General features: G+C 77.8%; 14 protein-coding genes and 1 tRNA gene. 12 read left to right on the plus strand and 3 right to left on the minus strand.

The features are described from left to right. Positions 1–8: 8 nt before the first annotated feature. The gene (locus tag ACRYMN_RS09125; protein ID WP_432494187.1) at positions 9–401 is read left to right on the plus strand and encodes a DUF8830 family protein; all 393 of its coding nucleotides are present in this window, start codon (positions 9–11) and stop codon (positions 399–401) included. 88 nt (positions 402–489) lie between these two features. Next, positions 490–1,791, plus strand: a complete 1,302-nt coding sequence (locus ACRYMN_RS09130; RefSeq protein WP_432494189.1) for a glutamate-5-semialdehyde dehydrogenase — start codon at positions 490–492, stop codon at positions 1,789–1,791. 4 nt (positions 1,792–1,795) lie between these two features. On the opposite strand, the gene ACRYMN_RS09135 is transcribed toward ACRYMN_RS09130, so the two are convergent. Next, complete coding sequence (locus ACRYMN_RS09135; RefSeq protein ID WP_432494191.1) at positions 1,796–2,821, minus strand: glycosyltransferase family 2 protein; 1,026 nt, start codon at positions 2,819–2,821, stop codon at positions 1,796–1,798. A gap of 88 nt (positions 2,822–2,909) precedes the next feature. Between ACRYMN_RS09135 and ACRYMN_RS09140 the strand changes: the two genes are divergently transcribed. From ACRYMN_RS09140 to ACRYMN_RS09160, 5 genes are all read left to right on the plus strand, one after another. Beyond that, entirely contained in the window at positions 2,910–3,071 is a 162-nt protein-coding gene (locus ACRYMN_RS09140) for a hypothetical protein (RefSeq protein ID WP_432494193.1), read from the plus strand. Next, positions 3,068–3,715, plus strand: a complete 648-nt coding sequence (gene nadD, locus ACRYMN_RS09145; RefSeq protein WP_432494217.1) for a nicotinate-nucleotide adenylyltransferase — start codon at positions 3,068–3,070, stop codon at positions 3,713–3,715. The genes ACRYMN_RS09140 and nadD overlap by 4 nt, the downstream gene beginning before the upstream one ends. Positions 3,716–3,755: 40 nt before the next feature. After that, entirely contained in the window at positions 3,756–4,160 is a 405-nt protein-coding gene (gene rsfS / locus ACRYMN_RS09150) for a ribosome silencing factor (RefSeq protein ID WP_432494195.1), read from the plus strand. Beyond that, positions 4,157–4,789 (plus strand): histidine phosphatase family protein, encoded by a 633-nt coding sequence (locus tag ACRYMN_RS09155; RefSeq protein WP_432494197.1) that lies wholly within the window; start codon positions 4,157–4,159, stop codon positions 4,787–4,789. The genes rsfS and ACRYMN_RS09155 overlap by 4 nt, the downstream gene beginning before the upstream one ends. An 83-nt stretch (positions 4,790–4,872) precedes the next feature. Next, positions 4,873–4,945: transfer RNA gene (locus ACRYMN_RS09160), tRNA-Ala, on the plus strand. Between the two features lie 59 nt (positions 4,946–5,004). Here the strand turns inward: ACRYMN_RS09160 and ACRYMN_RS09165 are convergent. After that, positions 5,005–5,883: a serine hydrolase gene (locus tag ACRYMN_RS09165; RefSeq protein WP_432494199.1), complete on the minus strand. Its 879-nt coding sequence runs from the start codon at positions 5,881–5,883 to the stop codon at positions 5,005–5,007. 52 nt (positions 5,884–5,935) lie between these two features. Next, on the minus strand, positions 5,936–6,967 hold the full coding sequence (locus tag ACRYMN_RS09170; protein ID WP_432494201.1) for an LLM class flavin-dependent oxidoreductase: 1,032 nt from the start codon (positions 6,965–6,967) through the stop codon (positions 5,936–5,938). Between the two features lie 122 nt (positions 6,968–7,089). On the opposite strand from ACRYMN_RS09170, the gene ACRYMN_RS09175 reads away from it, so the two are divergent. The 5 genes from ACRYMN_RS09175 to ACRYMN_RS09195 all read left to right on the plus strand — a co-directional run. Next, positions 7,090–7,968 (plus strand): shikimate 5-dehydrogenase, encoded by an 879-nt coding sequence (locus ACRYMN_RS09175; RefSeq protein ID WP_432494203.1) that lies wholly within the window; start codon positions 7,090–7,092, stop codon positions 7,966–7,968. 85 nt (positions 7,969–8,053) lie between these two features. After that, a complete protein-coding gene (locus tag ACRYMN_RS09180) occupies positions 8,054–8,950 on the plus strand; it encodes a diguanylate cyclase domain-containing protein (protein ID WP_432494205.1) in 897 nt (298 codons plus the stop codon). A 162-nt stretch (positions 8,951–9,112) separates the two neighbouring features. Continuing rightward, on the plus strand, positions 9,113–11,653 hold the full coding sequence (leuS, locus tag ACRYMN_RS09185; protein ID WP_432494207.1) for a leucine--tRNA ligase: 2,541 nt from the start codon (positions 9,113–9,115) through the stop codon (positions 11,651–11,653). 5 nt (positions 11,654–11,658) lie between these two features. Then, positions 11,659–12,192: a GNAT family N-acetyltransferase gene (locus tag ACRYMN_RS09190; RefSeq protein ID WP_432494209.1), complete on the plus strand. Its 534-nt coding sequence runs from the start codon at positions 11,659–11,661 to the stop codon at positions 12,190–12,192. Positions 12,193–12,325: 133 nt separating this feature from the next. Continuing rightward, positions 12,326–13,277 (plus strand): ComEA family DNA-binding protein (locus ACRYMN_RS09195; RefSeq protein ID WP_432494211.1); only part of this gene is annotated, 952 nt, incomplete at its 3' end.

The raw sequence follows: 13,277 nt of genomic DNA on the forward strand, positions 1-13,277 counted from the left end.
AGCCGGGGTTGGGTGAGCCGCCGCTGTCCCTGTGGTCGGTGACCCTGACCCTGGCCGGGTCGCCGGTGGACCTCGCCGAGCTGCGCGCCGCGCTGGACCGCCTCGTGGGCGAGCGGCCCTTCCTCTCCAGCATCCGCTACAGCGACACCCGCGCCGAGGTGCGCTACTGGGACGAGGCCCGCGACGTCGACGACGCCGCCGCCATGGCGGTGCGCCTGTGGCCGGAGCACCGCGCCAGCGCGGGCCTGCCCGCCTGGGCGGTGGTGGGCGTGGAGGTCGTCGACCGCGGCACCGTCGAGCACCGCGCCGCCCACCGCCAGCGGGTGCCGCTGCTGTCCGGGCGGCGCTCGCGCGCCCCGCGCACCGGCCCGGAGCTGCTCGGCGACGTCGCCCCCTGGTGAGCGCGCGGGGGGACGGGGGCGGCGAGCACCCGGCGGGCACCGGGCGAGGACCTGACGCCGCGGGGCCGGTCCGCCGTACCCTGGGGGCATGACCGCCCTGGCCGAGACCACCGCCGCTGCTCCGGACGTGCGCGAGGCCGTGCTGGCCACCTGCCGCCGCGCCCGGGTCGCCGCCCGGCCGCTGCGCATGGCCACCCGCGCCACCAAGGACGGCGCCCTGCTCGCCGTGGCCGGGGCCCTGGAGGCCGCCACCGAGCGCATCGTGCGGGCCAACGCCGAGGACCTCGCGCGCGGTCGCGCCGAGGGCACTTCCGAGCACCTGCTGGACCGCCTGGCCCTGGACCCCGCGCGCGTGGCGGCGCTGGCCGCCGCGGTGCGCGAGGTGGCCGCCCTGCCGGACCCGGTGGGGGAGGTGGTGCGCGGCTCCACGCTGCCCAACGGCCTGCGCCTGCGCCAGCTGCGCGTGCCGATGGGCGTGCTCGGCGTGGTCTACGAGGCGCGCCCGAACGTCACCGTCGACGTGGCCGTGCTGGCCCTCAAGAGCGGCAACGCGGTGGTGCTGCGCGGCGGCTCGGCGGCGGCGAGCACCAACACCGTCCTGGTCGACGTCCTGCGCGGGGCGCTGGAGGGCGCGGGGCTGCCGGCGGACGCGGTGCAGAGCATCGACGAGCACGGCCGCGACGGGGTGGGCGTGCTGCTGACCGCCCGCGGCCTGGTGGACCTCGTGGTGCCGCGCGGGGGCGCCGGGCTGATCCAGCGCGTGGTGAGCGAGGCGACCGTGCCGGTCGTGGAGACGGGCGTGGGCAACTGCCACGTGTACGTGGACGCCTCCGCCGACCTCGCGCAGGCCGTCGAGGTCGTCCTGAACGCCAAGACCTCGCGCCCGAGCGTGTGCAACGCCGCCGAGACCGTCCTGGTGCACTCCGCGCTGGCCACCGACTTCCTGCCGGTGCTGCTGCGCGCGCTGACCGGCGCGGGCGTGCGCCTGCACGCGGACGAGCGCGCCCTGGCGGCCGCGGCCGCCGCCGGCGTGGACGCCGAGCCGGTCACCGACGAGGACTGGGCCGCGGAGTTCCACGGCCTGGAGATCGCGGTGGGCGTCGTGGACTCCGTCGAGGCGGCCGTGGAGCACATCGGCCGGTGGTCCTCGGCGCACACCGAGGCGGTCCTGGCCACCGACGTGCGGGTCACCGACCACTTCCTCGCCGCGGTGGACTCCGCGGTCGTGGCCGTCAACGCTTCCACCCGCTTCACCGACGGCGGCGAGTTCGGCCTGGGCGCCGAGGTGGGCATCTCCACCCAGAAGCTGCACTCGCGCGGGCCCATGGGCCTGACGGAGCTGACGACCACGACGTGGCAGGTGCTCGGCGACGGGCACGTGCGCGTCTGAGCCCTCAGGACCGCTCCGCCGCCCCGTCCTCGCGCGGCGCCCCCCGCGGGCCCTCCCGCGGCTCGTCGGGGGGGTCCTCCTCCAGCGAGTCGGAGGCCACGAGGTACGCGGGCCGGCCCTGCAGCTGCACGTGCAGCCGGCCCACGTACTCGCCCAGCACCCCCAGGCACAGCAGCTGCAGGGTGCCCGCGCCGGCGACGACGACGACGGTGGAGGTCCACCCGGGCAGCGCCCGGCCGGTGGCGAAGGAGACCAGCGCGTACACCAGCAGCAGCGAGGTGAGCGCGGCGCCGCCCAGCCCGAAGACGGTGGCCAGCCGCAGCGGGGCGGTGGAGGAGCCGGTGACCGCGTCCAGCGACAGGCGCACCATGCGGCGCAGCGGGTACTTCGTGCGCCCCGCGCCGCGGGCGGCGCGCGCGTAGGGCACCCGCGCGGCGGTGAAGCCCAGCTCGGGCACCACCAGCCGCAGCACGCGGTGCTGCTCGGGCAGGCGCAGCACGGTGTCGACGACCGCGCGGCTGGTGAAGCGGTAGTCGCCGGCGTGGGCGGGGGCGGTGCCGCCCAGGGCGCGCACGAGGCCGTAGAAGCCGGCCGCCGACCAGCGCTTGAAGCGCCCGTCGACGGAGCGGTCGCTGCGCACGGCGTAGACGACCTCGGCCGCGCCGGCCGCCGCGAGCAGCCGCGGCAGCAGCTCCGGGGGGTCCTGCAGGTCGGCGTCCATGGTCACCACGCCGCGGCGGCCGCGGGCGCGCGCCAGCCCGGCCGACAGCGCCGCCTGGTGCCCGGAGCCGGTGCGCAGGCGCACCACCCGCAGCTGCGGCCAGCCGCGGCGCAGGCGCGCCAGCACCACGGGGGTGGCGTCGGTGCTGCCGTCGTCGACGACGAGCACCTCGTAGCCGCCCAGCCCGCCGGCGACCATCGCGTCGAGCACGGGGCGCAGCCGCGCGGCCAGCGCGGGCAGCACCTCGGCCTCGTCGCGCGCGGGCACGACGACCGTCAGCTCGGGGGCGAGCTCGCTGGGCGGGGCCACGCCGCGATCCTGCCGCACCCTCGCCCGGGCGCCGGGGGCGCGGCGTGCGAGGATGGTGCGAGCACCGCACGCACCCGGAGGACACCCCATGCTCAACGCCCTGGTCGCCGCCCAGACCGCCGAGGAGTCGCACGGCTGGGAGGGGCACCTGCCCATGGCGCCGATCGCCTTCGCGATCGTCGCCGCCTGCCTCCTGCTGGCCATGCTCCTCGTGACGTGGGCCTTCCGCAGCGTGGGCAACCGCCACTGAACCCGGGGCAGGGTCGCCGCCCGCGCCTGGGCGTCATGGGCGGCACCTTCGACCCGATCCACCACGGCCACCTGGTCGCCGCCAGCGAGGTCGCGGCCCGCTTCGACCTCGACGAGGTCGTCTTCGTGCCCACCGGCCGGCCGTGGCAGAAGTCCCGCGAGGACATCGCGCCCGCCGAGCACCGCTACCTCATGACGGTGATCGCCACGGCGTCGAACCCGCGGTTCACCGTCTCGCGCATCGACGTCGAGCGCGAGGGGTTCACGTACACGATCGACACGCTGCGCGAGCTGCACCGGATGCGCCCCGAGGCGGACCTCTTCTTCATCACCGGGGCCGACGCGCTGGCGCAGATCCTGCAGTGGAAGGACGTCGCCGAGCTGTGGTCGCTGGCCCACTTCGTGGGCGTCAGCCGCCCCGGGCACGTCCTCAGCGACGACGGCCTGCCCCTGGACGGCGTCAGCCTGCTGGAGGTGCCGGCGCTGTCGATCTCCTCCACCGACTGCCGCCGGCGCGTGGCCGAGGACCTGCCCGTGTGGTACCTCGTGCCCGACGGGGTGGTGCAGCACATCACCAAGCACGGCCTGTACCGGCGCGAGGGGCGGGGCGGCCCGGCCGTGGGACAATCGCTGGTCGAACCCTGACCGACCCCGGGCCGCGCGCCCGGACCACCCGAGGAGCCCCGTGCCCGCATCCGAGCGAGCCCTCGAGCTGGTGACGGCCGCCGCGGCGGCGGCCGTCGACAAGCTCGCCACCGACGTCGTCGCCCTCGACGTCTCCGACCAGCTCTTCATCACCGACGCCTTCCTGCTGGCCTCGGCCCCCAACGAGCGCCAGGTGCGCTCCATCGCCGAGGCGGTCGAGGAGCAGCTGCTGCCCCTGGGCGCCAAGCCGGTGCGCCGCGAGGGCGAGCGCGAGGGCCGCTGGGTCCTGCTCGACTTCGTCGACGTGGTCGTCCACGTCCAGCACGCCGAGGAGCGCGAGTACTACGCGCTGGAGCGGCTGTGGAAGGACTGCCCCGTCCTCGACGTGCCCTCGGGCGCGCCCGCGGACGCCGCGGCCGGCGCCGGCGGCGACGCGCGGGCGTGAGCGCGGCCACCGTCGTCCTCTGGCGGCACGGCCGCACCGCCTCCAACGCCCAGAACCGCTTCCAGGGCCAGCTCGACGTGCCCCTCGACGAGGTCGGGCGGGCCCAGGTCGCCGCGTCGGCCGCGCAGCTGGCCGGCACCGGGGTGGACGCCCTGGTGGCCTCCGACCTCAGCCGGGCCGCCGACACCGCCGGGGCGCTGGGCGCCCTGACGGGGCTGGACCCGGTCCTGGACCCGGCGCTGCGCGAGGTCGACTTCGGCGCCTGGCAGGGGCTGCTGCACGCCGAGGTCACCGCCGTCTCGCCCCAGGAGTACGCGGCGTGGCGCCGCGGCGAGGACGTGCGCGCCGGTGGCGGGGAGCGCCGCAGCGAGGCGGCGGCGCGCGCGGCCGCGGCGGTGCAGCGCCACGCCGCCGCCGCGCCCGAGGGCGGCACCCTCGTCGTCGCCTCGCACGGCGCGGCCCTCAAGGGCGCGCTGCTGCTGCTGCTGGGCCTGGAGCTGTCCGCGTGGGGGGCGCTGGCCGGCTTCCGCAACGCGCACTGGGCGGTGCTGACGCGCGCCCCGCGCGGCTGGGTGCTGGGCACCTACAACGCCGGCCCCCCCGGCGGGGGCGTGGGCGCCGAGGGCTGAGCGCCCGGGGTGGTCCGGGCGGGGTCCGCGGATGCGGTATTGTTCTTCTCGTCGCCGCGGGGAAACCCGCCGGTGGTGGACGAGGGGCTGTGGCGCAGCTGGTAGCGCACCTCCATGGCATGGAGGGGGTCAGGGGTTCGAATCCCCTCAGCTCCACCTCGTGATGAAGGCCCCCGGACGTGACGTCCGGGGGCCTTCGTCGTCCCCGGTGCGCCTCACCCCGCCCCGACCACCGCGCGCACCGCCGCCACCGCCACCGCGGTGGCGTCCTGCGGCGAGCCGGTCGCCCCCGGCCGCACCCCGCGCACCAGCGCGGCCACCAGCACCACGCGCCCGCCGCGGTGGGCCAGGCCCGCGGTGCACGAGCTGCCGAACAGGCCGGTGCCCACCGCGTGGTGCAGGCGCCACCCGCCGGGCAGGGGGACGGTGGGCAGCCAGGAGGCGAAGGCGCGCCGCTGCGGCGGGGCGAGCACGTCACCGAGCAGCAGGTGGCCGTAGGTGGTGCCCAGGGCGCGCGCGGTGGTGCTGTCGCGCACGTCCCAGGGGCGCGCGCTGGCGCTGCCGGGGGCCCAGCGGTCCAGGCGGGTGACGGGGTCGCCCAGCTCGCGGCAGAAGCCGGTGCAGGCGCGCGGGCCGTCGGCCAGGGTGAGCAGCAGGTTCGCCGCGGTGGCGTCGGCGCGGCGCACCGCGGCGTCGCCCAGCTCGGCGACCGTCATGCCCTCGTCGACGTGCCAGCAGGTGACGGGGGAGCCGCGCACGACCTCGGCGGGGCTGAAGCGCAGCCGCCGCCGCAGCACCGCCGGGCCGTGCTCGGCCAGCAGCCGCGCCGCGCTCAGCCCGCCGGCCAGCGCCAGCAGGGGACCGGGGCGGTCGGCGTCGTGGGCCAGGCCGCGCCCGGTGCCCACCTCCACCGCCCACGCCGCGCTCAGCTCGCCGGGGCCCTGCGGTCCCACGGGCGCGGCGGGCACGGCGGGCGCGGTGCGCCCGGGCCGGTGCTCGGCCCCGTCGCCGTGCCGGGCCAGCACCCCGGCCAGGAGCGCGGCGGCACCACCGGCGACCGCGCTGCGCCGCCGCACCGCCCGCTGAGCCCCCACGCCCGCCTCCCGAGGACCGGGCGCACCGTCGCGCCCGCCCCCAGGATGCGCCTCAGCGCGCCCGCGCGGGAGCCCACCCGAGGGCCGGGGCCACGTGGCGGGCCACCGACTCCAGCAGGTGCAGGTTGTAGTCCACGCCCAGGGCGTTGGGCACCGTCAGCAGCAGCGTGTCGGCCTCGCGCACCGCGACGTCCTTGGCGAGCTCCTCGGCCAGCCGGTCCGGCTCGCCGACGTAGCTGCGCCCGAAGCGCGCCAGGCCGGGCTCACCCACGGAGCCGACCTGGTCGGTGCTGCCGCGCTCGGCGCCGAAGTACGCCCGGTCCTCGTCCGTGACCAGCGGCAGCACGCTGCGGCTGACGGACACGCGCGGCTCGCCGGGGTGCCCGGCGTCGGACCAGGCGGCGCGGAAGGCGGCGATCTGCTCGGCCTGCAGCTCGTCGAAGGGCACGCCGGTGTCCTCGGTGAGCAGGGTGGAGCTCATGAGGTGCATGCCCTGCTCGCCGGCCCAGCGGGCGGTGGCGCGGGTGCCCGAGCCCCACCACACGCGCCCGGCCAGCCCCGGCGACTGCGGCTGCACGGGCAGCAGGACCGAGCGGCCGGTGCGGCGCGGGTCGGAGGCGGCCACGCCCTCGCCGGCGACGGCGCGCCGGAACAGCTCCGTGTGCCGGCGGGCCATGTCGGCGCCGCTCTCGCCCTCGGCGGGCACGTGCCCGAAGGAGCCCGGGCCGTCCAGGACGGTCTCGGGTGAGCCCCGGCTCACGCCCAGCTGCAGCCGCCCGCCGGAGAGCAGGTCGACCTGCGCGGCCTCCTCGGCCATGTACAGGGGGTTCTCGTAGCGCATGTCGATCACGCCGGTGCCGATCTCGATGCGCGAGGTGCGCGCGGCGATCGCGGCCAGCACCGGGAAGGGCGCGGCCTGCTGGCGGGCGAAGTGGTGCACGCGCACGTAGGCGCCGTCGATGCCGAGCTCCTCGGCGCCGACGGCCAGCTCGACGGTCTGCAGCAGGGCCTCGCGGGCCGTGCGCGTGCGCGAGCCGGGCACCGGCTGGTGGTGCCCGAAGGACAGGAGGCCGAGGCGTTCCACAGGTGCTTCAACGGGCAACTTCCCGCGCTTGTTCCAGCGCAGGGCGGCGCCGCGCCCTGTGCGGTGTCCCGCCGCGCCCGGTGCCGTGCCCCGCGCCGCGCGTGGACGGGCAGGATGGGCCGGTGAGCGAGAACCCCCACCCCGCCCCGGCCGCCGCGCTGCCCCTGGAGCTGCGCGAGCGGGTCTCCAAGGACACCCGCCTGTGCCTGTCGCTGTCGGGGCGCCCCAGCGACCTGGGCACCCGCTTCCACAACTTCCTCTACGCCGAGCTGGGCCTGGACTACGTCTACAAGGCCACCACGACCACCGACGTCGCCGCGGCGGTCGCCGGGATCCGGGCCCTGGGCGTGCGCGGCTGCGGGGTCTCCATGCCCTTCAAGGAGGCGGTGATCCCGCTCGTGGACGAGCTGACGGCCTCCGCGGCGGCCATCGACTCCGTCAACACGATCGTCAACACCGACGGGCACCTGGTGGCGCACAACACCGACTACACCGCCGTGGTGGACCTGCTGGCCGGGCGCGGCGTGCGCCCGGGCGGGCCCGCCGTCGTGATCGGCAGCGGCGGGATGGCCAAGGCGTGCCTGGCCGCGCTGCGCGACAACGGCTTCGAGGACCTCGCGGTCGTCTCCCGCAACGCCGCCACCGGTGCGGCGCTGGCCGCCGCGTACGGCGCGCGCCGGCTGGCCACCGCCGACGGCCTGCGCCCGGCGGTGCTGGTCAACGCCACCCCCGTCGGCATGGCCGGTGGCCCGGAGGCCGACGAGCTGCCGGCCCCGCGCGAGGTGGTGGCCGCCGCCGCGGCCGTGGTCGAGGTCGTCGCGGTGCCCGAGAGCACCCCGCTGCTGCGCCTGGCGCGCGCGGGCGGTGCCGCGGTCGTCACCGGCACCGAGATCGCCGCGGCGCAGGCCGCCGAGCAGTTCGCTCTCTACACCGGGGTGCGCCCCACGCCCGAGCAGGTGCGCCGCGCGGGGGAGTTCTCCCGGGCCCCGCGCGGGCGCTGACGCACCCCCGCGCGCGGTGGGGGCCCGGGGCGCGTCACCCGCACGACGCATCCAGCGCGGCCCCGCGCCGGCCGACACCCGTGCTGTGAGCGCCCCGTCCCCGGCCAGCCCCCGCACCCCCGCGCCCGGCACCCCCCTGCCCGCCAGCGGCGACCGCCGCTGGTGGGCGCTGGCCGCGGCGGTGCCCGCGGCCGGCGTGGTGGCCACCGCCCTGGTGGGCGCGCTGGCCCCGCGGGGTGCGGCCGCGGTGGCCGGGGCGGCCTGCGCCGCGGCGGTGGCCCTGGCGGCGCTGGCGGCGCTGCTGGTGCTGGCCGTGCGGGCCTGGCGCGGCGCGGACGAGCGCGTGGCGCGCCTGCGCGGCGAGCTGGACGCCGCGCGCGACGAGAGCGTGCGCGACGACGTGACCGACCTGCTCAACCGCCGCGGCCTGCTGCTCATGGGGCACCAGGTGCTCGAGGCCGCCCGCCGCGCCGGCGGCGCCGTGCACGCCTGCGTCGTCGAGGTCACCCCCGGGGTGGTGCTGGGCGGCCCGCCCGGCGGCGCCGAGGCGCTGCGCGCGCACCGCGAGCAGGAGTGGTGCGCGGTGGCCGCCGCCCTGCGCGCGGCCACCCGCAGCTCCGACGTCGTCGCGCGCGAGGCGGCCGGGCGCTTCCTCGTCCTGGGGCCCGGCGCGGGGCTGCACGCGCAGGAGCTGGAGCGCCGCGTGCGCGTCGGGCTGGCCCAGCAGCGCCTGGACGCCGCCGGGGCGCCGGCCCCCCGGCTGGCGGTCGAGGTCGGCGCCGCCGTCCTGGCGCCCTGGGACGACGGCGGGGTCGGCGACCTGCTGGAGCGCGCCGAGCAGTCCCTGGCCCAGCGCCGGGCGCTGCGTCGCAGCACCCCGCAGCACGGCTGGGGCCGGCGCCGCGGCGACCGGCGTGCCCCGGACGGCACGGGCGGCGCGGGCAGCGGCGCCGGCGGCGGCACGGAGCGACCGGGGCTCTGAGCCCAGGCGCTAGGCTGGACGCGTGCGGACCCGCCGACCCCTCGCCGGACCGCGCTGAGCGGCCGACGACGCAGCCCCGGCGCGGTGACCCCTCCTGTGCGAGGGGTCTCGCCATGTCGGGGTGAGGGCGGGGGCCGCACGCGGCCCACCCAGGAGGACGAGATGACGCAGACCGAGGCGGGGACCGGCGCCCGGCCGGCCCAGGAGAGCGAGCAGGACGAGGAGCGCTACGACGCGCACGCCCTGCAGGAGAAGTGGCTGCCGGTCTGGGACGAGCTCAAGCCCTTCCGCAGCGGTCAGCCGGGCGACACCCGCCCGAAGAAGTACGTGCTGGACATGTTCCCGTACCCCTCCGGCGACCTGCACATGGGCCACGCCGAGGCGTACGCGCTGGGCGACGTCATCGCCCGGTACTGGCTGCAGCGCGGGTTCGACGTCATGCACCCCATCGGCTGGGACGCCTTCGGCCTGCCGGCGGAGAACGCCGCCATCAAGCGCGGCCTAGACCCGCGGCGCTGGACGTACGACAACATCGCCCAGCAGCGCGCCTCGATGCGCCGTTACGCGTGCTCCTTCGACTGGGACCGCGTGCTGCACACCTCCGACCCCGAGTACTACAAGTGGAACCAGTGGCTGTTCCTCAAGCTGTACGAGCGGGGCCTGGCCTACCGCAAGGACTCCCTGGTCAACTGGGACCCGGTCGACCAGACGGTGCTGGCCAACGAGCAGGTGCTGCCCGACGGCACCTCCGAGCGCTCCGGCGCGAAGGTCGTCAAGAAGAAGCTGACCCAGTGGTACTTCCGGATCACCGAGTACGCCGACCGGCTGCTCGACGACCTGGACTCCCTCGAGGGCACGTGGCCGTCGAAGGTCATCAGCATGCAGCGCAACTGGATCGGGCGCTCCACCGGCGCCGAGGTCGAGTTCGCCATCGAGGGCCGCGAGCAGCCGGTGACCGTCTACACCACCCGCCCGGACACCCTGCACGGGGCGACGTTCATGGTGGTCGCCGCCGACTCCGACCTGGCCGAGGAACTGGCCGCCGACGCCGCCCCGGACGTGCGCGCCGCGTTCGAGGAGTACCGCACCCGCGTGCAGGAGACCTCCGAGATCGACCGGCTGTCCACCGAGCGGGAGAAGACCGGCGTGCCGCTGGGGCGGTTCGCCGTCAACCCTGTCAACGGCGAGCGGCTGCCGATCTGGGCGGCGGACTACGTGCTGGCCGACTACGGCACCGGCGCCATCATGGCCGTGCCCGCGCACGACCAGCGCGACCTGGACTTCGCCCGCGCGTTCGGCCTGCCGGTGCGCGTGGTCGTCGACGTGCGCGACGCCGACGGCGAGCCGCTGCCCGACCCGGCGGTCTCCGGCACCGCCACCGCCGGCGACGGCGTGCTGGTGAACTCCGGCGAGCTGGACGGCCTGGACAAGCGCGCGGGCATCGCCCGGGCGGTCGAGCTGCTCGAGGCGGCCGGCACGGGCCGCGCGGCGAAGAACTACCGGCTGCGCGACTGGCTGATCTCCCGCCAGCGCTACTGGGGCACGCCGATCCCGGTCGTGCACACCGAGGACGGCGAGGTCCCCGTCCCCGAGGACCAGCTGCCGGTGCTGCTGCCGCCCAGCGAGGGCCTGAACCTCACGCCCAAGGGCACCAGCCCGCTGGGCGCGGCCGAGGACTGGGTCAACGTGCCCAGCCCGGTCGACGGCAGGCCCGCCCGGCGCGACCCGGACACCATGGACACCTTCGTGGACTCGTCCTGGTACTACCTGCGCTTCGTCTCCCCGCGCGACGACACCCAGCCGTTCGACAGGGACCTCGTCGCGCAGTGGGGGCCGATCGACCAGTACGTCGGCGGCGTGACCCACGCGATCCTGCACCTGCTGTACGCGCGGTTCATCACCAAGGTGCTGCACGACATGGGGTACCTGCCCTTCGACGAGCCGTTCGCGCGGCTGCTGAACCAGGGCATGGTGCAGATGGACGGCTCCGCGATGAGCAAGTCCAAGGGCAACCTGGTGCGCCTGTCCGACCAGCTCGACGAGCACGGCGTGGACGCGGTGCGCCTGACGATGTCCTTCGCGGGCCCGCCCGAGGACGACATCGACTGGGCCGACGTCTCCCCGTCCGGCTCGGCGAAGTTCCTCGGCCGCGCCTGGCGCCTGGCGCGCGACGTCACCTCCGAGCGCGGCGCCGACCCGGCCACCGGCGACGCCGCCCTGCGGGCGGTGACCCACCGCGCCGTGCACGAGATCACTCAGCACGTCGAGGCGTACCGCTTCAACGTGGCCGTCGCGCGCCTGATGGAGCTGGTCAACGCCACCCGCAAGGCGATCGACTCCGCCGGCGTCGGCCCGGCCGACCCGGCGGTGCGCGAGGCCGCCGAGGCGGTCGCGGTGGTGCTCAGCCTGTTCGCCCCGTACGCGGCGGAGGACATGTGGTCGCTGCTCGGGCACGACCCGTGCGTGGCGCGCGCCGGCTGGCCGGTGGTCGACGAGTCGCTGCTGGTGCAGGAGACCGTCACGTGCGTCGTGCAGGTCAAGGGCAAGGTGCGCGACCGCCTGGAGGTCGCCCCCGACATCGGCGAGGACGCGCTGCGCGAGCTGGCGCTGGCCAGCGAGAAGGTGCGCGCGGCGATCGGCGACGCACCGCTGCGCACCGTGGTGGTGCGCGCGCCCAAGCTGGTCAACGTGGTCCCGGCCTGAGGGCCGTGACCGGCGCCGCGGAGGGTTTCCTGATCGAGACCCCGCGCCTGCTGCTGCGGCGGTGGGCGGCCGGGGACCGGGGACCCTTCGCGGCGCTCAACGCCGACCCGGAGGTGATGCGGCACTTCCCGTCGGTGCTGGACCGCGCCGCCTCCGACGCCCTCGCCGACCGCTGCGACGGCTGGTTCGAGCGGTCCGCGGCGGTCGGGCCCGGCCCGTTCGGGCTGGCCGCGGTCGAGCGCCGCGGGGACGGGCGGTTCCTCGGGTTCGCGGGGCTGGCGGTCCACCGCTGGTACCCCGACGACGTCGAGCTCGGCTACCGCCTGGCCCGCGAGGCCTGGGGCCGCGGGTACGCCACCGAGGCCGGGACCGCGTGGGTCGCGCACGCCCGCGAGGTGCTGCGCCTGCCCCGGCTCACCTCGATCGTGGCGCCGGGCAACGCGGCGAGCCTGGCGGTGGCCGCGAAGCTGGGGTTCCGCGAGGCGTGGCGCGCCGAGCGCGAGGGGATCGAGCACGTGGTCCTCGTCCTGGACCTCTGAGCCGGGCCTCCCCGCGCGTCCCGGCGGCGTCGGCGTGGCCGCGCGGGCTCCCCAGCGCGCACCCGGGCGGCGCCGTCCACAGCCGGGTCCCCGACCCCGCCGTCGTGCACGGGGCGCGACCTAGCGTCCCGGCGTGCCCGTGCCCCCGCTGCCCGACCGCGTCGCCGCCGCGCGCGCCCGTGCCCTGGTGCAGCGCCAGCTGCGCGAGGGCGCGCCACCGCCCGGTGGAGGGTCCGCTGGTGCGCCCGGTGGCGGGCCCGGTCGGCACCGCGCCGGGCCGCCGCCGTGGGCGCACGAGGCGGTCCAGCGGCTGGAGGACCGCCTGCCGCCGGGGCTGCGCGCGGTGCGCTGGCGCGTGGGCCCGCGCGCGGCCGCCGGCGCCCTGCTCGTGGTGGTGCTGCTGACCGCCGTGCTCGGCGCGCTGGCGTGGCGCAGCTGGCCGGGCGGGCCCGCGCCGCGCGGCGACGACGCCGGGCTGGCCCTGCCCGAGCGGGCGGACGAGGAGGTCCCCGGCTCCGCGGGCGGTGGCGGGCCGGGAGGTGCGGCACCCGCCGGTCCCGCCGACCCCGCCGACCCCGCCGACCCCGCCGACCCGCTGCCCGCTGCCGGTGCCGTCGCGCCCGTGGCGGCGCCGACCGGCACCGTCGTCGTGCACGTCGCCGGGCGCGTGCTGGCGCCCGGGCTGGTGAGCCTGCCCGCGGGCAGCCGCGTGGCCGACGCGCTCGCCGCCGCGGGCGGTCCCGCGCCCGACGCCGACCCGGCCGCGCTCAACCTCGCCCGCCCCCTCGTCGACGGCAAGCAGGTCCTCGTGCCCGCTCCGGGGCAGGTCGCACCGCCCCCTGCGGCCCCGGCGCCGCCCGTGGCGGCGGGTGCGGGCGCCGCGGGCGCGGCCGGGCCCACGGGGCTGCTGGACCTCAACGCCGCCACCGCCGAGCAGCTCGACGCCCTGCCGGGCGTGGGGGAGGTCCTCGCCGCCCGGATCGTGGGGGGGGGGCGGGGCCCCCGCCCCCTCCCCCCCCGCGCCCAGCCGGGGGTGGGGGGGGGGGGGGGCCCCCACCAGAAGGACCGCGGCCGCCGCCTCCTGC

The sequence above is a fragment of the Kineococcus gypseus genome (genome assembly GCF_050871305.1).
Classification (GTDB): Bacteria; Actinomycetota; Actinomycetes; order Actinomycetales; family Kineococcaceae; genus Kineococcus; species Kineococcus gypseus.